The following is a 19,660-nucleotide window of genomic DNA, read 5'->3' as shown; positions in this document are numbered from 1 at the left end:
GGGGCAGCCGGGGGCGGGGAGGAGGGGGGGTTTTGACGGCGAGGGGGCCGGGCGCGCCCGCCCGGGCAGGCCCGTCCCGGCGGGCCCGGCAGGGCCGCGCTGGCCCGCCGGGGGCCGGAAAGCCGGCCTGGGAGCCGCTGGCGCAGGTACCGAGCCAGGGCGCGCACCGGGCTCGGCCCAGCGGGGCTGTAGGGCCGGATCGCGAAGCCAGGGTCGCCGAACGCGCCCGACGGCCGCCAGCCGTCGAGCAGCGCGACGAGCCGGCCTGCGTCGAGATCGCGCTGCGCGCTGAAATCCGGCAGCAGCGCGATGCCGAGCCCGCCGAGCGCGGCCTCGCGCATCGCCTCGCTGTTGTTGGCCGCGAAGCTGCCGCGCACCGGCACGCTCACGCGCTGGCGGCGCCGGCCGTCCGGCTCGAAGCTCCAGGCGGCCGGCTCGTTGTCGCGCAGGTAGCACAGGCAGCTGTGATCGACGAGTTCGCTCGGGTGGCGCGGCGCGCCGCGCGCATCGAGGTAGTCGCGGCTCGCGACCAGCAGCGAACGCGTGTCGCACAGCTTCCACGCGACGTGGGTCTGCGGCGCGGTCGTCGTATGGCGGATCGCGAGATCGAAGCCCTCCTGCGTCAGCGAATGCAGCCGGTCGGACAGGTCGAGCTCGATGTGCACGCCCGGATGCTGCCGCAGGAAATCGGGCAGGTGCGGCACCACCTGCTGGCGCCCGAGCGCGACGGGCGCCGTCACGCGCAGCAGCCCGCGCGGTTCGCCGGCCAGATCCTTCACGCGCGCGAAATGCTGGCCGATCGACTCGAACGCGTCGCGCGTGCTGTCGACCAGCGTCTGCCCCGCGTCGGTGAGCCGCACGCTGCGGGTGGTGCGCCGCACCAGCGGCACGCCGGCCGCCTTCTCGAGATCGGCGATGCGCTGGCTCATCGCGGCCTTGCTGATGCCGAGCCGCTGCGCGGCGGCCGTGAAACTGCCGGCCGCGGCGAGCACCGTCAGCGAATGGATATGCGGCCAGAGCGCCTGGACATTTTGCTGATTCATCCACTGATTATTCAGAATTCTGAACAGTGAATCAAGCTGCGCGGCCTTCTCCCGCCCCGCCGCTTTGCCTAGACTAGGTTCCGTCCGCCCCCCATCCCCCAGGAGACACGATGAACCCGGTTCCCGCCTACACGTCCGACGCCGACGTCGGCCACTACATCGACGGCGCGCCCGTTGCCGGCCGCAGCGGCCGCTTCCAGGACGTCCTCAACCCGGCGCTGGGCCGCGCGGTGCGCCGCGTCGCGCTCGCCGACGGCGACGAAGTGCAGCGCGCCGTCGCATCGGCCCATGCCGCGTTCCCGGCCTGGGCCGAGACGCCGCCGATCCGCCGCGCACGCGTGCTGCACCGCTTCCTGCAACTGATGAACGAGCACCGCGACACCCTCGCGGCGATCATCACGGCCGAGCACGGCAAGGTGTTCTCCGACGCACAGGGCGAAGTCGCGCGCGGCATCGACATCATCGAGTTCGCCTGCGGCGTGCCGCAACTGCTGAAGGGCGACTTCACCGACCAGGTCAGCACCGGCATCGACAACTGGACGATGCGCCAGCCGCTCGGCGTCGTCGCGGGCATCACGCCGTTCAACTTCCCGTGCATGGTGCCGTGCTGGATGTTCCCGGTCGCGCTCGCGACGGGCAACACGTTCGTGCTGAAGCCGAGCGAGCGCGACCCGTCGGCGGCGCTGTTCATCGCCGACCTGCTCACGCAGGCCGGCCTCCCCGCCGGCGTGTTCAACGTCGTGCAGGGCGACAAGGGCGCGGTCGACGCGCTGCTCGACCATCCGGACGTGCAGGCCGTCAGCTTCGTCGGCTCGACGCCGATCGCGGCCTACGTGCAGCAGCGCGCAGTGCAGTCGGGCAAGCGCGTGCAGGCGCTCGGCGGCGCGAAGAACCACCTCGTCGTGATGCCGGACGCGAACATCGAGCAGGCGGTCGATGCGCTGATCGGCGCGGCGTACGGCTCGGCCGGCGAACGCTGCATGGCGATCAGCATCGCGGTTCTGGTCGGCGACGTGGCCGACCGGATCGTGCCGGCGGTCGCCGAGCGCGCGCGCAAGCTGGTGATCGGCGACGGGATGTCGCCGGAAGTCGAGATGGGCCCGATCGTCACCGGCGAAGCGCTCAAGCGCATCGAAGGCTATATCGAGCAAGGCGTCAGCGAAGGCGCGCAACTGGTGGTCGACGGGCGCGGGCTGCGCGTGCCGGGCCGCGAGGAGGGCTTCTTCACCGGCGGCACGCTGTTCGATCACGTGACGCCCGACATGCGCATCTATAAGGAAGAAATCTTCGGGCCGGTGCTCGGCTGCGTGCGCGTGAAGGACTTCGGCGAAGCGGTCGACCTGATCAACGCGCACGAGTTCGGCAACGGCGTCGCCTGCTTCACGAGCGACGGCGGCATCGCACGCGAATTCGCGCGGCGCATCCAGGTCGGCATGGTCGGCATCAACGTGCCGATTCCGGTGCCGATGGCATGGCACGGCTTCGGCGGCTGGAAGAAGAGCCTGTTCGGCGACATGCATGCGTACGGCGAGGAAGGTGTGCGCTTCTACACGCGCCAGAAGTCGGTGATGCAGCGCTGGTCGTCGAGCATCGGCAAGGGCGCCGAGTTCGCGATGCCGACCGCGAAGTAAGCGGTCCGTGCGCCGCCCCGCCGGGGAATCCCGCGGGCGGCGGCCAAGCACATGGCCGGCGTCAGCCGGCCTTCGTGCCGTGCGCGCCGTCGGCGGTCGGGAGGTACGACAGTTCCAGGCGGTACGCGAGCGCGACGAACAGGCTCTGCGCGAGGCCCATCGTCGCGGTCAGCGCGCGGAACCCGAACGTCGCACTGTCCTGCACCATCAGCGTCACCTCGGCCTCCCGCGCGAGCGGGCTCATCCGGCTGTCGGTGATCGCGATCAGGCGCGCGCCGCGCTGCACGGCCTGCTGCGCGACCTGCACCGTTTCTTCCGCATACGGCATGAACGAGATCACGATCATCACGTCGCCCTCGCGCACCGAGCGGATCTGGCCGAGATGCATGCTGCCGAGCGCGCTGAACAAGCCGATGCGCTTGTCGGTGTGCTGCAGCGCATAGTCGAGATACACGGCGATCGGAAACGCGCGGCGCGAGCCCGCGATCCAGATTGCCTGCGTGTCGGCGAGCAGGTCGACGGCCTGCGCGAGCGCCTGCGGATCGAGCGTCTGCCGCAGCTGCTGCATCCCGGCGATGCTGCCCTTGATGAATTCGTCGGCGATCTGCTCGGGCTGCAGGCTCGACGAGCCCGATTCGATCACGTCGCGCAACCGCAGGTTGTACGCGCGGCCCGGCGAGATCTGCTGGGCCAGGCCCTCGCGGAATAGCCGCTGCATCTCGGAGAAGCCGGAGAAGCCGAAATGCTTCGCGAACCGCACGACGGCCGACGGCTGGACGCCGCAGGCCTCCGCGAGCGACTGGATGCCCTCCAGGCCAAGCTGGTCGCGATGCGTTTCCACGTGACGCGCGATCACCTTCAGGCGATTGCTGAGGCCGTCGTACTCCTGCGTCAGATGCTGCAGGAACGCCTCGACGGTGGCGGGAGGTTTCTCGGATGAACTCATCGGATAGCGCGAAGTTGACGGCCCCGATGCGCGCGCGGCTTGCGGGCGCGGCCCGGGACTCCCTGAATACATGCATGAAGGGCGAATTTAATCACGTTTGCGGCACGGCCCGTGCCGCATGCTCGCTCCCACGCGCTCGATCATCACCTGCACACGCGCCACGGCGATACGGGAACCATACTGGAACCGTACCGGAACCGTACCGGGACCCATTTTCCAATGCGCTCGCCGCGTCGTAAAGATCAGGGCCTCTACCGACGCCGGCGGGCGGCCGCCCGCCGGTGCCACGCATCGGCCGCCATGGCTCAACGATAGTCGACCCACACGCCGCCCGCATCGGCGGAGCGCACGCAGTTCTCGACCCAGCGCACGCCTTCGACGCCTGCGTGAACGTCCGGAAAGCGGATGTTCGTCAATGCTTGCGTGTCGCCGCGATCGGCCGCGTCCATCGCGAGCGCGAAACGCGCATACAGGTTCGACCACGCTTCGAACAGCCCTTCCGGATGCCCGGCGCCGATGCGATCCTCGCGCAATGCGTGCGGATGCAGATAGCCCATCCCGCGATCGAGCACCTGTGCGGGCTGCCCCTGGATTTCGTAGCGCAACTGGTTCGGATGCTCGTCCCACCATTCGACGCTCGCCTTCGAGCCGATCACGCGCACCTTCTGCCCGTGCATCGAGCCCGCGTTCACTGCGCTCGACCAGACATAGCCGATCGCGCCCGTGTCGTATTCCATGATCGTGAACGCGTTGTCCTCGAGCGGTGCGCGGCTCTTCACGAAGCTCTGCCGCGAGCACATCAGCCGGCGGATCTTCAGCTCGGGCGCCATCACCTCCGAGATATATAGCGGGTGCGTGCCGATGTCGCCGAGCACGTAGCTCGGGCCCGCGAACTTCGGATCGACGCGCCAGCGCGCGGCCGCGCTGGCGGCCTCGACACCCTCGCTGTGAAAGCCGTGCGCGAACTGCATCTGCACGATGCGGATCTCGCCGAGATCGCCGCGCGCGATCATCTCGCGCGCCTGCTCGATCATCTGGTGGCCCGAATAGCCGTATGCGACGCCGACGATGCGGTTCTTCTCGATCGACAGCCGCTGCAGCACCTCGGCCTCCGCGGTCGTGAAGCACAGCGGCTTCTCGCAGACCACATGCAGCCCCGCGTTCAGCGCCGCGCGGCAGATCTCGAAGTGCGTGTTGTTCGGCGTCGCGATCGACACCGCGCGGATGCCGTCGGCGCGACGCGCCTCGGCATCGAACATCGTCCGGTAGTCGGGATAGCAGCGCCCGGCGTCGACGCCGAGCTTCACGCCGAACTGCCGGCCGCGCTCGGCATCGATATCGAACGCGCCGGCGACCAGCCGGAAGCTGCCGTCGCGCAACGCGGCCGACCGGTGGCTGTAGCCGATCTGGCTGCCAAGGCCGCCGCCGACCATGCCCCAGGGAATCGAATGTCCGAGCAGAATCTGTCCGTCGATCATGATTGTCGTGTTCCTGTCCGTGTTCAGGTGTTCAGATGTTCAAAGGTCCAGGCGGTCGATCGTTCATGCGAATCCGGCCGACGCGAGAAACGCGCGGCTCGCCGCGACGTCGCGCAGGCTCGTGCCGGCGTTGCGCGGATCGCGCTCCTGTTCGATCGTGATGTAGCCCGCATAGCCGATATCGTCGAGCGCGCGGCGAATCGCGCGGTAGTCGAGCACGCCGGTGCCGATCGGGCACATCACGCCGCGCGCGCAGGCCGCGAAGAACGCGATGTGCTCGCCCATCACCGCGTCGTAGACGGCCGCGTCGATATCCTTGAAATGCACGTAGTCGAGCCGCGCCGCATGGCGGCGCAGCCAGGTCTCGGGATCCATCCCCGAGTAGTACAGGTGGCCGGTGTCGAGACACAGGCCGGCCGTGTCGGCCGCGATGTCGGCGACGATCCGGTCGATCTCGTCCGCGAACTCGATGTAGCCGCCCGCATGCGGATGGATCACCGCGCGCACGCCGAATTCGTCGCGCGCGATCGTCGCGATCCGGCGGATGTGGTCGACCATCCGCGCCCAGCGTTCGGCGCACAGGCGCGGCGCGCGCGCCGTATGGCCGGCCGCGTAGTCGCGCTCCTCGTGCCCCCAGTCCATCACGACCAGGTACGGCGCCGCGTAGCGCTGGCCGTGCTGCGTCGGCAGCTTCGGCAGTCGCGTGATCAGCGCGCAGATCTCGCGCGTCTGGCGCAGCAGGTTCGGCAGGTTCTCCGGCGACACCAGATCGTCGAAGATCGTGCCGGCGGTGATGCTCAGGCGCTGCCGTTCGAGCTCCGCGCTCACCACGTCGAGTTCGAGCGGGATATAGCCGTAGGGCCCGAGCTCGATGCCCGAGTAGCCGGCCTGCGCGGCCTCGGCGAGCACGTGCCGCCACGACGGCAGGTGCGGGTTGTTCACGTCGTCGACGCCCCAGCAGCAGGGCGCGCAGCCAATCTTCATCGTCATGTCGGTCAGTCCGGCAGAAAAGGGGTTCGGTGCCGCGTGCGGGGTGGCGCGGCTGTGGCTCAGCCGCGATAGAACGCCGGGCGTTCGGCCATCGCGATCGGCTCGACCGCCCCGCTCTTCTGTGCGCGCACGCACGCGTCGGCCGCGACCGCCGCCGCGTAGCCGTCCCACGCGGACGGGCCGGTCAGCGCACCTTGCCGCACGCCGTCGACGAATGCCTGCAGCTCGACGTCGTACGACGCGATGAAACGCTCCTTCCAGTCGGTCATGATCTCGACCGATTGCCGCGCCGTGTGCTTGAGCCCGACGGCCGGCGGATCGGGCAGCTTCGCGATGCCGTTCTCGCCGACGACCTCGCACTGGATGTCGTAGCCGTACTGGCAGTTGACGAAGATCTCGACGTCGATGCGCACGCCGCTCACGGTTTCGAGCAGCACGATCTGCGGATCGGCGAGATGCGCGCTCGCGTGGCGCGTCTTCTTCGGGTAGACGACCTGCGCGCTCGCATAGTCCTCGCCGAGCAGCCAGCGCAGCACGTCGAGCTCGTGGATCAGCGTATCGGTGATCGCCATGTCGGTCGTGTAGCGCTCGCCGACCGACTGGTTGCGGTGCGCGCAATGCAGCATCAGCGGCGCGCCGATTTCGCCGCTGTCGATCACGCGCTTGAGCGCGCGATAGCCTTCGTCGTACGGCCGCATGAAGCCGACCTGCACGAGCCGGCGGCCGTGCGCGACCTCGGCCTCGACGATCCGCATGCAGCCTTGCGCCGTCACCGCGAGCGGCTTCTCGCAGAACACCGGCTTGCCGTGCGCGATCGCGTCGAGCACGAACGCTTCGTGCGTCGGCCCCCACGACGTGACGAGCACGGCCTGCACGTCGGCGGCCGCGATCACTTCGTGGCCATCGCCGTAGATTTCCGCGTCGAGCCCGTACTTCGTCACCGCATCGCGCGCCTGCTGTGGATCGATGTCGTTGACGGCCACCACGCGCGCGCCGGACAGCGTGCGCGTCAGCCTGCGGATATGGTCCTGGCCGATCGCGCCGCAGCCGATCACGCCGATTTGCAAGGTCATCCGGATATCTCCAGTCTGTCGTTCATCAATGGCGCGGCCGGTGCCGCGCCGGTCAGTCGTGAGTCAGCGCGCCGCCGCGCGATCGAAATGGCGATCGACGTAGCGCTCGATCGTGTCGCGCATGTAGCGTGACGACGCTTCCGCGCGGTCCTCCCACGCGAACACGCACGACGACATCACGCCGTCGAAGCCGGCGTCGCCGAGCGCGCGGAAAAACGTGTCCCAGTCGATCTCGCCCTGCCCGATGTCGAGATGCTGGTGCACGCGAATCTGGTTCGAGCCGGGCGGGTTCACGATGTAGCGCAGCTGGCTGCTCTTGCGGTGGTCGAAGGTGTCGGCCACGCGCACGTGCGCGAGGATCGGCGCGGCCTGCGCGATCATCGCGGCCATGTCGTCGCCGTAGTAGAACGTGTGCGGCGCGATGTACGACAGCTTCAGCGACGGCGAGCCGAGGTTCGTGACGATGTCGATCGCCGGCTGCAGCTGCTCGATCCAGTCCTCCGGATGCGGCTCGACCGACAGCACGATGCGTTCGCGCTCGAGGATCGGCAGCAGCTCGTCCATCGAACGGAACCAGGCGGCTTCGCACAGCTCCTTCGGATTCGCGCCCGGCCGCTCGCCGACCGAGCGCTCCGGCGACGCGCCGCGCCCGAACTCGGACACCATCAGCGCGCATTCCATCTCGGCGGCCACCTCGATCGCCTTCTTCCAGCAGCGCACCGCCCATTGCCGCTCGTCCTCGAACGGGCTGGCCCAGCGGTACATCGGCTGCAGCGACGCGAGCCCCACGCCGCTTGCGCGCAACGCGTGCCGGAACGCGGTCATGCGTGCGCGCGTCGCGCGCGGCATCACCCACCAGTCGAGAAAATCGCTACGCGGCGACAACTCGATCTGGTCGTAGCCGAGCTCGGCGACCGCGTGCGGCAACCGGTCGAGCGGCAGGTGGCGAATCATGTAGGGATCCAGAGCGATCTTCATCTTCTTTCCTAGCGACGTGGGCATCGGTCTCGGCCGCTCAGCGGCGCGACTTCTTGTTGCGGTACTGATCGGCGATCACGGCCGCGACGATGATCGCGCCCTTGACCATCTCCTGGTAGTACGCGTCGATCCGGATGAACGTGAAGCCCGACGTCATCACGCCGAGAATCAGTACGCCGATCACGGTGCCCGTCACGCGCCCGAGGCCGCCCGACAGCGACGTACCGCCGATCACGACGGCCGCGATCGCGTCGAGCTCGTACATCACGCCCATACCCGACTGGCCGGAGATCGCACGCGCGGCGGTCACGGTGCCGGCGATCCCGCTCAACAGGCCCGCGATCGCATAGACGAACACCAGGTGGCGCGTCACGTTGATGCCCGACACGACGGCCGCGTGGCGGTTCGCGCCGATCGCATACGTGTACTTGCCGAAGCGCGTGTAGCGCAGCACGACGTGAAAGATCGCGGCCACCACGAGAAAGATGATCACCGGGTTCGCGCCCGCGCCGATCGCGGCGAACGGGTCGGTCAGCATCGACACCGGCATCCCGTTGGTGAACCACTTCGCGAAGCCACGCGCGGCGACCATCGTGCCAAGCGTCGCGATGAACGGCGGGATGCCCGTCAGCGCGATCAGCGAGCCGTTCAGCAGGCCGACCAGCAGCCCGACGCACACGCCGGCCAGCACCGGCCAGATGACCGGCAGGTCGGTCAGGTGCGGGAACACCGCGCGCGGAAAATCGGACACCTGCGCGAGGCTGGCCGACACGACCGCCGCCGCGGCGACGACCGAGCCCGACGACAGGTCGATCCCGCTGGTGATGATCACGAGGTTCACGCCAACCGCGATGATGCCGATCACGGCCATCTGCAGCACGATGATCTCGAGCCGCTCCGCGTTGAACAGGAAGCTCTGGCCGACGACGAGCCAGCCGATCACCTCGAAGAACAGGCTGATGCCCACCAGCACCAGGAAGATGCTCAATTCGGGCGGCCACTTCGCGTGCCGCGTCTTGATCGTCAGGGACTGCGCGTCCGCGACCGGGTTCAGGTTGCCCATTGCTTTGTCTCCAATCTTGTTTCGGCTCAGCGCGAGGCCAGGTCCATGATGCGGACCTGGTCGGCGTCCTTGCGTTCGACGATGCCGGTCATCCGGCCTTCGTGCATCACCATCACGCGGTCGCTCATGCCGAGCACCTCCGGCATCTCCGACGAGATCATCAGGACCGCGACGCCCTTGCCGGCGAGCGCGCTGACGAGGCGGTGGATCTCGGCCTTCGCGCCGACGTCGATGCCGCGCGTCGGTTCGTCGAGGATCAGGATGCGCGGCTGCGTGAGCAGCCAGCGGCCGATCAGCACCTTCTGCTGGTTGCCGCCCGACAGGTTCTGGATTTCCTCGTGCAGCCCGGGTGTCTTCACGCGCAGCATCCGGCTCATTGCCTCGCAGTCGCGTTTCAGCTGCGCCTGCCGCACGAAATTGAACTTCACGTAGCGATTGCTGAGCACGGCCGCTTCCATGTTCGCGAGCAGGTCGAGATTCAGGAAGCAGCCGGTGTCCTTGCGGTCCTCGGTGAGAAACGCCATCCCGTGCTTCATCGCCTGCGCGGGCGTGGCGATGCGCACCGGCTTGCCGTCGATGCGGATCTCGCCGGCGGTCGCCGGCACGACGCCGAACAGCGCCTCCGCGACGTTCGAGCGCCCCGAGCCGACAAGGCCCGCGACGCCGAGGATCTCGCCCGCGCGCAGTTCGAAGCTGACGTCGCGGAACACGCCGTCGACGCCGAGGTTCTTCACGGCCAGCACGACCTCGCCGATCGGCACGTCCTCCTTCGGGAACATCTGCGTGATCTCGCGGCCGACCATCATCCGGATGATGTCGTCGCGCGTGACGTCGGTCGACGCGTGCGTGCCGATGTACTTGCCGTCGCGGAACACCGAGAACTCGTCGGCGATCTCGAACAGCTCGTTCATCTTGTGCGTGATGTAGACGATGCCCTTGCCCTGCTCGCGCAGCTGGCGAATGATCCGGAACAGGTGCGAGACCTCCTTGTCAGTCAGCGCGGAGGTCGGCTCGTCCATGATCAGCACGTCGGAGTCGAACGACACGGCCTTCGCGATCTCGACCATCTGGCGGCTCGCCACCGTCAGCGTGCGCACGTCGGCTTCCGGGTCGATGTCGATCGACAGCCGCTCGAACAGCGCGGCGGTGCGGCGGCGCAGCGCGGCGTGATCGATCAGGCCGAAGCGATTCTTCGGTTCGCGGCGGATCCAGATGTTCTCCGCGACCGTCATGTACGGCATCAGGTTGAGTTCCTGGTGAATCATCGCGATCCCGCGATCGAGCGCGTCGAGCGGGCCGCTCAGCACGACGGGCTCGCCGTTGATCAGGATCTCGCCCTGATCGGGCGTGTAGACGCCGGCGATGATCTTCATCAGCGTCGACTTGCCGGCGCCGTTCTCGCCCATCAGCGCATGCACGGTGCCGCGGCGCACGCGGAACTGCACGCCGTCGAGCGCGACGACGCCGGGAAACGACTTGCCGACGCCGCGCACCTCGAGCAGGCAATCGGCGACGGGCGCACCGGACGAACCCGGCGCGGCGAACGACGCGGCCGGCGCGCTTTCGTTGGCCATCGAGCGCGCCATCCTGGCTGTAAACATGGACGTTCCTCGAAAGTCACACGCGAACCCGGACGCGCCGGGCCCGCGCAGTTCAGCGGAAAAACCGGTCAGTGCTTCGCGTACTGGTTCATGTTCTCCGGCGTGACGAGCTCGAACGGCACGTTCACGTAGCGGTCGACCGGCTGCTTCTTCGCCAGCTTCAGCGCAGTCGCGACGGCCTGCGCGCCCTGCCCGGCCGCGTTCTGGTACACGGACACCTTCAGCTCGCCGCTCTTCATCGCCGCGAGCCCGTCCGGCGTCGCGTCGATGCCCGCGACGACCGTCTTCGGCGTCAGCTTGCGCGCGGCCTTCAGCGCGTTGATCGCGCCGATCGCCATTTCGTCGTTGTTCGACACGATCGCGTCGAACTTCGTCCCGGAGCTCAGCCAGTTCATCGTGATGTCCTGGCCCTGCGTGCGGCTCCACTTGCCTTCGCGCTTGTCGACGATCTTCATGCCGGAACAGTCCTTGGTCGCGATCACGTCCTCGATGTCCTTGGTGCGCGCCCGTGCCGACTCGTTGGACAACTCGCCCATCAGCACGAGGATGTCGCCCTTGCCGCCGAGCAGCTTGCACACCTGGCGCGCCTGCAGCGTGCCCGACTGCTTCTCGTCGGACGCGACCACCGCGACGCCGGCCGGCAGCTTGTCGAAGTCGACCGGCTTGCGGTTCACGTAGACGAGCGGAATCTTCGCGGCGCTCACCATCTTCGTGATCTTCGGCGTCGCGTCGGTGTCGACCGCATTCACGATGATCGCGTCGACCTTCTGCGCGATCATGTTCTGGACCTGGCTCAATTGCTTGCCGACGTCGTTGCCGCCATCCTCGATCTGCACGGTCGCGCCGTCCTTCTTCGCCGCGTCGCCGATGCTGTTGCGCAGGATCGTCAGGAACGTGTCGTCGAACGATGCCATCGTCACGCCGATCTTCTCGGCGTGCGCGAGCGGCATGGTCAGGATCGCGGCGGCCGCGGCGGCCATCAGCTGGGTCTTCATGATCACTCTGTCTCCTCATCTCCGGGGGCGGAAAGCGGCGCGTTGCGCGCCGTCGGCATCGAGTCCGATACGGACCGAAGCATCCGGATGAAACTGTAGATCACTTCCTCGAAAATTTGGAAATTTATTTCTACGTGATTTCACCTAGGGAACTGGATTTCCAAAAAGTCTAGACTCCGTTCCGTAGCCCGATTCCTTGCGGCAGGCGTTCTCGTGCCGTGCGGCATACGTGACCAGCGCCGTCGCGGGATCGGTCCCCTCAATCCGCCGGCAAGGTCGAACGCCGGCCGCGAGCGTGATACGTGATATGAGCCCGTTGAACTTTCCGACTGACCGCCCCATCGATCTCGCCTGCCTCGGCCGCGTCGCCGTGGATCTTTACGCGCAGCAGTACGGCAGCCGCCTGGAGGACGCGCGCAGCTTCCAGATGTATCTCGGCGGCTCGTCGGGCAACGTCGCGTTCGGCGTCGCCCGGCTCGGGCTGAAAACCGCGATGATCTCGCGCGTCGGCGACGAGCAGATGGGACGCTTCGTGCGCGAGACGCTCGAGCGCGAAGGTTGCGATACGAGCCAGCTGCAGACCGATCCGGAACGCCTGACCGCGCTCGTGCTGCTCGGGCTGAAGGACCGCGACACGTTCCCGCTGCTGTTCGTGCGCGAGAACTGCGCGGACATGGCCGTGCGCGCCGACGAGATCCGCGAGGACTTCATCGCCGGCTGCCGCGCGCTCGCGATCACCGGCACCCATCTTTCGACGCCGGCCACCCGCGAAGCGTCGCTCACCGCGCTCGGCTACGCGCGCCGCCACGGCGTCGTGCGTGTCCTCGACATCGATTACCGGCCGGTGCTGTGGGGGCTGACCGCGCGCGGCGCGGGCGAGAACCGCTACGTGCCGGATGCGCAGGTCACGCGGCAACTGCAGCAGGTGCTCGGCGAGTTCGACCTGCTGGTCGGCACCGAGGAGGAATTCCTGATCGCGGGCGGCGTGCCGCACGACCTGATCGCGTCGCTCGAGGCCGTGCGCCGCGCGAGCGGCGCGGTGCTGGTGGTCAAGCGCGGCGCGCTCGGCTGCTGCGTGATCGAGGGCGACATCCCCGCGCGCATCGACGACGCACCGACTTTCCACGGCGAACGCGTCGAAGTCCTGAACGTGCTCGGCGCGGGCGACGCGTTCCTGTCGGGCCTGCTGTCGGGCCTGCTGCGCGGGCGCGACTGGGCGGAAGCGACGCGCATCGCGAATGCGTGCGGCGCGATCGTCGTGTCGCGCCACGCGTGCTCGGCCGCGATGCCGACGCCGGCCGAGCTCGCTCACTGGTTCGGCGGCAGCCGCAACCCGCAGGTCGACGCCGATCGCACGCTCGCGCACCTGCATCGCGTGACGGTGCCGCGCCGCGAGTGGGACGAACTGTGCGTGATGGCGTTCGACCATCGCAGCCAGTTCTACGAACTCGCGGTGCAGGCCGGCGCGGACGAAGCGCGGATCAAGACGCTCAAGCGCCTGCTCGTGCGCGCGGTCGAACAGGTCGAACGCGATCGTCATCTCGAAGGCCACGTCGGCGTGCTGATCGACGGCGGCGCATACGGCAGCGACGCGCTCGCGCAGGCCACCGGGCGCGGCTGGTGGGTCGGCCGCCCGGTCGAGCTGCCCGGCTCGCGGCCGCTGCGTTTCGACGACACGCGCTCGGTCGGCTCGTCGCTCACGCACTGGCCGACCGAACAGGTCGTGAAGTGCCTCGTCCACTACCACCCCGACGACGACGTCGACCTGCGCGTCGAGCAGGAGCAGCGCGTGCTGGAATTGTGGGAAGCCACGCGCGCAAGCGGCAACGAGCTGCTGCTTGAAATGATTCCGCCGCGCGCGGTCACGCCGGCCGGCACCGAGGACGACGCGGTGCTGCGCACGGTCGCGCGCTTCTACAACCTCGGCGTGATGCCTGAGTGGTGGAAGCTCCCGCCGCTGAGCGCCGACGGCTGGGCGCGGCTCGAGACGCTCGTGGCCGAGCGCGACCACCACTGCCGCGGCGCGGTGATCCTCGGGCTGAACCAGCCGCTGCAGTATCTGGTCGACAGCTTCCGCTCGGCGACCAATCCGATCGTCAAGGGCTTCATGGTCGGGCGCACGCTGTGGGCCGATGCGTCGCTGCGCTGGCTCGCCGGCCAGAGCGACGACCAGGCGCTGATCGACGAAGTGGCCGGCAATTTCACGCAGCTGGTCGACGCGTGGCTCGGCCGCCGTGCCGCCGCGCGCGCCGCCGCCGCGGCCTGATGCCGGCGCCTGTGACGACCACCCGACTCTTCCTTATCGACAGACGATGACCACCACCGTGAGACTGACCGTCAGCCAGGCGCTCGTGCGCTACCTGGCCGCCCTGCGCGCCGAAGTCGTCCAGCCGGACGGCCGCACCGAGATCCTGCCGTACTGCGGCGGCGTGTTCGCGATCTTCGGCCACGGCAACGTCGCCGGGCTCGGCGAGGCGCTCCACGCCGAACGGGAACGACTGCCGACGTTGCGCGCGCATAACGAGCAAGGCATGGCGAATGCGGCCGTCGCGTTCGCGAAGGCGAATTTCCGCCAGCGGATGATGGCCGCGACGTCGAGCATCGGCCCCGGCGCGACCAACATGCTGACCTCCGCCGCGCTCGCGCACGTCGGCCGGCTGCCGCTGTTGCTGCTGCCCGGCGACGTGTTCGTGTCGCGGCTGCCCGACCCGGTGCTGCAGCAGGTCGAGGATTTCGAACAGGGCGACGTCAGCGCGAACGACTGCTTCCGGCCGGTGACGCGCTACTTCGACCGGATCACGTCGCCCGAGCAGCTGCTCGTCTCGCTGCCGCGCGCGATCCAGGTGATGACCGATCCCGCGCAGTGCGGCCCCGTGTGTCTCGCGCTGCCGCAGGATGTGCAGACCTTCGCGTACGACTGGCCCGAGGACTTCTTCGCGCCGCCGGTGATCCGGATGCGCCGGCCGCCGGCCGACACGCTCGAACTCGCGGATGCGCTCGACGTGCTGAAGGCCGCGAAGAAACCGCTGATCGTCGCCGGCGGCGGCGTGCTGTACAGCCAGGCGTGGGACGCGCTGCGCACGTTCGCGGACACGCACGGCGTGCCGGTCGCCGAATCGCAGGCCGGCAAGGGCAGCCTCGCGTGGGACCACCCGCTGAACCTTGGGTCGATCGGCGTGACGGGCTCGCCCGCCGCGAACCGCGCGGCCGCGCAGGCCGACGTGGTGTTCGCGGTCGGCACGCGCCTGCAGGACTTCACGACCGGCTCGCACGCGCTGTTCGGCCATGCCACGCTGCTGAGCCTGAACGTGCAGCCGTTCGACGCGGGCAAGAAGCGCGGCCGGCAATTGATCGCCGATGCGCGCACCGGCCTCGGCCAGTTGTCCGCCGCGCTCGCGGGCTGGCGCGCGGATGCAGCATGGACCGCCGCGAACCGCGACCAGGCCGCCGCGTGGAACGCGCGCGTGACCGAGCTGACCACCCGCGTGCCGAACGACACGCTGCCGTACGACGCGGAAGTGATCGGCGCGGTGCGCGACTCCGCGGCCGACGCGGGGCGCGACAGCGCGCGCGACGATCTCGTCGTGTGCGCGGCCGGCACGCTGCCGGCCGAGCTGCACAAGCTGTGGCGCAGCGGCGTGCCGGGCAACTACCACATGGACTATGCGTACTCGTGCATGGGCTACGAGATCGCGGGCGGCCTCGGTGCGAAGCTCGCGCGGCCCGAGCGCGAAGTGATCGTGATCGTCGGCGACGGCTCGTACATGATGCTCAACGCGGAACTCGCGACCTCCGTGATGCTCGGCCGCAAGATCATCGTCGTGATCCTCGACAACCGCGGCTACGGCTGCATCGAGCGGCTGCAACTGAATTGCGGCGGCGCGAGCTTCAACAACATGCTCGACGACTGCGTGCCGGAAGGCGGCGAGCGCTCGACGATCGACTTCGCGATGCACGCGCGCGCGATGGGCGCCGAAGCCGTGCACGTGCGCGACGTCGGCGAACTGCGCAGCGAGATGAAGCGTGCGCGTGCGGCCACGACGAGCCAGGTGCTCGTGATCGACACGACGCACGAGCGCACGACCGCGGACGGCGGCGCGTGGTGGGAAGTCGCGGTGCCGCAGGTGTCCGCGCGCGCCGGCGTCGAACGCGCGCACCAGACGTATCTCGACGAGAAAACCCGGCAGCGGCGCTGAACCGTTTTTCCTTTCCATGGGCCGCCCGCGAAAACAACAACCGAACCAAGGAAGCACGTCATGAGCTGGAACGTTCGCATCGGTATCAATCCCCTGTCGTGGATGAACGACGACCTGCCGTCGCTCGGCGGCGAGACGCCGCTCGAGACGGCGCTGAAGGAAGGCGCCGAGATCGGCTATGCGGGCTTCGAGCTCGGCAACAAGTTTCCGAAGACGGGCCCCGAGCTGAAGGCGAAGCTCGCCGAGTTCGGGCTCGTGTGCGTGTCGGGCTGGTATTCGGGCTTCCTCGCGGAAGTCGAGCCGGGCATGAGCGATGCCGACGCGGTCGCCGCCGAGATCGAGCGCTGCCGCGCGCACCTGACGAAGCTGCAGGTGAACGACGTGAAGGTCGTGGTGTACGGCGAATGCGCGGGGACGATCCAGGGCAGCATCGACACGCCGGTCGCGAAGCGCCCGCGCTTCGTCGACGATGAAACCTGGCGGCGCTACGCGGCGCGCCTCGACGCATTCGGCGCGCACCTGCTCGATACCTACGGGATCAAGCTCGCCTACCATCACCACATGGGCGCCTACGTCGAATCGCCGGACGACGTCGACCGCCTGATGGCGCTGACCGATCCCGCGAAGGTGTTCCTGCTGTTCGACACGGGTCACGCGTATTTCGGCGGCGCGGCCGATCCGGTCGCACTGCTGAAGAAGCACGTGTCGCGCGTCGTGCACGTGCACTGCAAGGACGTGCGGCCGCAGGTCGTCACGCAGGCGCGCAACGGCGGCTGGAGCTTCCTGAACGGCGTGATCAACGGCACCTTCACGGTTCCGGGCGACGGCGCGCTCGACTATGAAGCGACGCTGCGCACGCTGAAGGATGCCGGCTACGAAGGCTGGCTCGTCGTCGAGGCCGAGCAGGATCCGGCCGTCGCACCGAGCTACCAGTATGCGAAGAAGGGCTACGAGTCGCTGCGCGCGATCGTCGACCGATTGAGCGCGTGAGCCCTGTCATCCCCGCTATCACCCCATTGTGGAGCCCCCTTCCATGACGATTTCTCCCCTGCTGGTCAAGGCATCCGCCGGCCGCGAAATCTGCAACGTGACGCCCGAATCGGCCGGCTGGAAACACGTCGGCTTTCGCGCGCTGCGCCTGAAGGCCGGCGACACCGAAACGCTCGACACGGGCACGCGCGAACTGTGCGTCGTCGTGCTCACGGGCACGCTGCGTGCGCAAGTCGACGGCGAAACCTACGATGCGCTCGGCAAGCGCGACAGCGTGTTCGAGGACGTGTCGCCGGACGCGCTGTACGTGCCGGGTGGCAAGACTGTCACGCTGGTCGCGACGCGCGACGCGGAAGTTGCGCTGTGCACCGCGCCTTATGCGAGCGGCGACAAGCGCGTGCAGCGCCTCGACGGCGAACGAATGCGCCGCGCGGTGCGCGGGCAAGGCACCAACACGCGCCACGTGTGCGACATCCTGATGGGCGACAACCCGGCCGCCGACCGGCTCCTGGTCGTCGAAGTGATCACGCCCGCGAGCCATTCGAGCAGCTATCCGCCGCACAAGCACGATCGCGACGCGGCGCCCGACGAAACGTCGCTCGAGGAAACCTATTACCACCGGATCGACCCGCCGCAGGGTTTCGCGTTCCAGCGCGTGTACACGGACGATCGCAGCCTCGACGAAGCGTGCGCGGTCGAGAACCACGACGTCGTGATGGTGCCGCGCGGCTATCACCCGGTGGTCGCGCCGCACGGCTACAACCTGTACTACCTGAACGTGATGGCCGGGCCGAGCCGCGCATGGGCGTTCAGGAACGATCCCGCGCACGAGTGGATGCTCGACGCGGCGCCCAAGCGCTGACACGTTGATGCGCTGAATGATCGACGGCCGGCGCGCGACGCGGCACGCGCGCGCACGAGCCGGACTCGCGACGACACGGAGCTGCCATGGCAATCCCCTTCCCGCGCTTCGCACCCGCGCCCTGCGGCGCCACCGCGTCGGCTCCAATGCTGCCGCATTTCGATGCTGACGTCGCGCGCCGGCTCGGCGACATCGCGGTCAATCTCGCGTCGCGGCGCGGGCTGCCGATCGCGGTCGGCATCGTCGGTGAAGCCGCACCGCTGTTCTACTGCGCGCTCGACGGCAGCCGCGCCGACGACAGCGACGCGATCCGCCGCCGGCAGAACACGGTATTGCGTTTCGGCGTCAGCTCGCTCGAGGTCGGCGCGCGCTTTCGCCGTGCCGGCTGGTCGTTGCAATCGCAGGGATTGTCGGACGCCGACTATGCGCTCGACGGCGGCGGCGTGCCGTTGCGGCTTGCCGGCGGCGGAATCGTCGGCGCGATGACGATCGCGGGGCTCGACGACCAGCACGATCACGCGCTCGTCGTCGAGAGCCTGCGCTGGCATGTCGGCGCGAACGCGCTCGCGATGATCGCGTAGCGGCGCGCGCCGACCTGGCGGGTCAGTGCAGCCCGCCGCTCGCGACGAGGCGCTCGCCGGTCAGCCAGCGCGCATCGTCCGACGCGAGGAACACGGCGACCGACGCGATGTCGTCCGGCTCGCCGAGGCGGCCGAGCGGCGTCTGGCTGCGCACCTGCGTTTCGAGATCCGAACCGATGATGCCCGCGCTGTGCGTGCCTTCGGTCACGATCATCCCCGGGTTGATCGCGTTCACGCGAATCTTGCGCGGGCCGAGCTCGAGCGCGAGCACGCCGGTGATCGCGTCGACAGCGCCCTTGGTGCCGCTGTACACGGCGCTCGCGGGCGGCGTGATGCTCGTCACGACCGAGCTGATGTTGATGATGCTCGCGCCTTCGCCGAGATGCTTGACGGCGGCCTGCGTCGTCAGCAGCACGCCGAACACGTTCGTATCGAACTGCCGGCGATAGTGCTCTTCGGTGATCGCCTCGATCGGCGCGAATTCGTAGACGCCGGAATTGTTGACCAGCACGTCGAGACGGCCATAGTTCTCGATCGCGGCATCGACGATGCGCTGTGCGTCCGCTGCCTTCGACACGTCGCCGCCCACCGCGACCGCGCGGCCGCCCGCTTCGACGATCGCGCTCACGACGGCGTCGGCACCGGCCTTGCTGCTCGCGTAGTTGACGACGACCGACGCGCCTTCGGCGGCCAGCGCCTTCGCGATTGCGGCGCCGATGCCCTTGGACCCGCCCGTGACGATCGCAACCTTGTCTGTCAGCTTGCTCATGATTTCATTCCTCAGTCGGAAGACTTTCAATGGATGGGAGCCGATTGCCGCGTGCGCGGCGCGCCGGCCTTGCTGGCAATATTCGCGGTTCGCGCGACGGCGATAAAGCGGCTCGACACGAATTGACTGGCGGGGTTTGCCGAACAATCGGCGGGCTTCGCTCAGCCGGCACTCAGCCACGCACTGACGACGTCGCCGCCGAGCCCGTCGAGCGCGCCGTCGTAGACGATCCGTCCCCGCCCCATCACCGCGACGCGCTGCGCGAGCCGCGGCGCGAGCTGCAGTCGCTGCTCGATCAGCAGGATCGCGACGCCGTCGGCCTGCAACGCGGCGAGGCACGCACCGACCTCGTCGACCGCGAGCGGCGCGAGCCCTTCGGCCGGCTCGTCGACGATCAGCACGCGCGGGCGGCCGGCAAGCGCACGCACCAGCGCGAGCACCTGCCGGTCGCCGCCCGACAGCCA

The 19,660-nt window shown here is 68.6% G+C and carries 16 protein-coding genes and 1 pseudogene; 6 read left to right on the top strand and 11 right to left on the bottom strand.

The genetic code is table 11. The annotated features are described in order from the left end of the window. Nucleotides 1–113: 113 nt before the first annotated feature. A pseudogene (locus tag F3J14_RS25685) lies at nt 114–1,043 on the bottom strand (LysR substrate-binding domain-containing protein); the annotation flags it as partial. A gap of 110 nt (nt 1,044–1,153) precedes the next feature. On the opposite strand from F3J14_RS25685, the gene F3J14_RS25680 reads away from it, so the two are divergent. Beyond that, nucleotides 1,154–2,674, top strand: coding sequence for a CoA-acylating methylmalonate-semialdehyde dehydrogenase (locus F3J14_RS25680; RefSeq protein ID WP_166725363.1), 1,521 nt, complete (start codon nt 1,154–1,156; stop codon nt 2,672–2,674). 61 nt (nt 2,675–2,735) lie between these two features. Here the strand turns inward: F3J14_RS25680 and F3J14_RS25675 are convergent, their stop codons facing one another. The 8 genes from F3J14_RS25675 to F3J14_RS25640 form a co-directional block, all read right to left on the bottom strand. Next, nucleotides 2,736–3,620: a MurR/RpiR family transcriptional regulator gene (locus tag F3J14_RS25675; protein WP_166725362.1), complete on the bottom strand. Its 885-nt coding sequence runs from the start codon at nt 3,618–3,620 to the stop codon at nt 2,736–2,738. Nucleotides 3,621–3,925: 305 nt separating this feature from the next. Continuing rightward, the gene (locus F3J14_RS25670; protein WP_166725361.1) at nt 3,926–5,098 is read right to left on the bottom strand and encodes a Gfo/Idh/MocA family oxidoreductase; all 1,173 of its coding nucleotides are present in this window, start codon (nt 5,096–5,098) and stop codon (nt 3,926–3,928) included. Nucleotides 5,099–5,161: 63 nt separating this feature from the next. Next, nucleotides 5,162–6,088: a TIM barrel protein gene (locus tag F3J14_RS25665; protein ID WP_166725360.1), complete on the bottom strand. Its 927-nt coding sequence runs from the start codon at nt 6,086–6,088 to the stop codon at nt 5,162–5,164. A gap of 59 nt (nt 6,089–6,147) precedes the next feature. Beyond that, nucleotides 6,148–7,161 carry a Gfo/Idh/MocA family oxidoreductase gene (locus tag F3J14_RS25660; RefSeq protein ID WP_166725359.1) on the bottom strand — a complete coding sequence of 338 codons (1,014 nt, stop codon included), beginning with the start codon at nt 7,159–7,161 and terminating at the stop codon, nt 6,148–6,150. 63 nt (nt 7,162–7,224) lie between these two features. Continuing rightward, nucleotides 7,225–8,139: a sugar phosphate isomerase/epimerase gene (locus F3J14_RS25655; RefSeq protein ID WP_166725358.1), complete on the bottom strand. Its 915-nt coding sequence runs from the start codon at nt 8,137–8,139 to the stop codon at nt 7,225–7,227. A 37-nt stretch (nt 8,140–8,176) separates the two neighbouring features. Next, entirely contained in the window at nt 8,177–9,202 is a 1,026-nt protein-coding gene (locus tag F3J14_RS25650) for an ABC transporter permease (RefSeq protein ID WP_006753148.1), read from the bottom strand. A 26-nt stretch (nt 9,203–9,228) separates the two neighbouring features. Continuing rightward, entirely contained in the window at nt 9,229–10,803 is a 1,575-nt protein-coding gene (locus tag F3J14_RS25645) for a sugar ABC transporter ATP-binding protein (protein WP_166725357.1), read from the bottom strand. Nucleotides 10,804–10,871: 68 nt separating this feature from the next. Further along, nucleotides 10,872–11,798, bottom strand: a complete 927-nt coding sequence (locus F3J14_RS25640; protein ID WP_166725356.1) for a sugar ABC transporter substrate-binding protein — start codon at nt 11,796–11,798, stop codon at nt 10,872–10,874. 307 nt (nt 11,799–12,105) lie between these two features. Between F3J14_RS25640 and iolC the strand changes: the two genes are divergently transcribed. The 5 genes from iolC to F3J14_RS25615 all read left to right on the top strand — a co-directional run bounded on the left by iolC (nt 12,106) and on the right by F3J14_RS25615 (nt 18,427). Continuing rightward, nucleotides 12,106–14,064 (top strand): 5-dehydro-2-deoxygluconokinase, encoded by a 1,959-nt coding sequence (gene iolC / locus F3J14_RS25635; protein ID WP_166725355.1) that lies wholly within the window; start codon nt 12,106–12,108, stop codon nt 14,062–14,064. Between the two features lie 46 nt (nt 14,065–14,110). Further along, complete coding sequence (iolD, locus tag F3J14_RS25630; RefSeq protein WP_166725354.1) at nt 14,111–15,994, top strand: 3D-(3,5/4)-trihydroxycyclohexane-1,2-dione acylhydrolase (decyclizing); 1,884 nt, start codon at nt 14,111–14,113, stop codon at nt 15,992–15,994. 60 nt (nt 15,995–16,054) lie between these two features. After that, nucleotides 16,055–16,984, top strand: coding sequence for a myo-inosose-2 dehydratase (gene iolE, locus F3J14_RS25625; RefSeq protein ID WP_166725353.1), 930 nt, complete (start codon nt 16,055–16,057; stop codon nt 16,982–16,984). Nucleotides 16,985–17,027: 43 nt separating this feature from the next. Next, complete coding sequence (iolB, locus tag F3J14_RS25620) at nt 17,028–17,846, top strand: 5-deoxy-glucuronate isomerase (RefSeq protein WP_166725352.1); 819 nt, start codon at nt 17,028–17,030, stop codon at nt 17,844–17,846. A gap of 86 nt (nt 17,847–17,932) precedes the next feature. After that, nucleotides 17,933–18,427: a heme-degrading domain-containing protein gene (locus tag F3J14_RS25615; RefSeq protein WP_166725351.1), complete on the top strand. Its 495-nt coding sequence runs from the start codon at nt 17,933–17,935 to the stop codon at nt 18,425–18,427. Between the two features lie 22 nt (nt 18,428–18,449). On the opposite strand, the gene F3J14_RS25610 is transcribed toward F3J14_RS25615, so the two are convergent. Continuing rightward, a complete protein-coding gene (locus F3J14_RS25610) occupies nt 18,450–19,196 on the bottom strand; it encodes a glucose 1-dehydrogenase (protein WP_166725350.1) in 747 nt (248 codons plus the stop codon). Nucleotides 19,197–19,357: 161 nt separating this feature from the next. Next, on the bottom strand, nt 19,358–19,660 hold a 303-nt coding region (locus tag F3J14_RS25605), incomplete at its 5' end, for an ATP-binding cassette domain-containing protein (protein WP_166725349.1).

Source organism: Burkholderia sp. Tr-862 (assembly GCF_011753085.1).
In the GTDB taxonomy this organism is placed as follows: Bacteria; Pseudomonadota; Gammaproteobacteria; order Burkholderiales; family Burkholderiaceae; genus Burkholderia; species Burkholderia ambifaria.
This window is presented reverse-complemented; position numbering and strand designations above follow the sequence as displayed.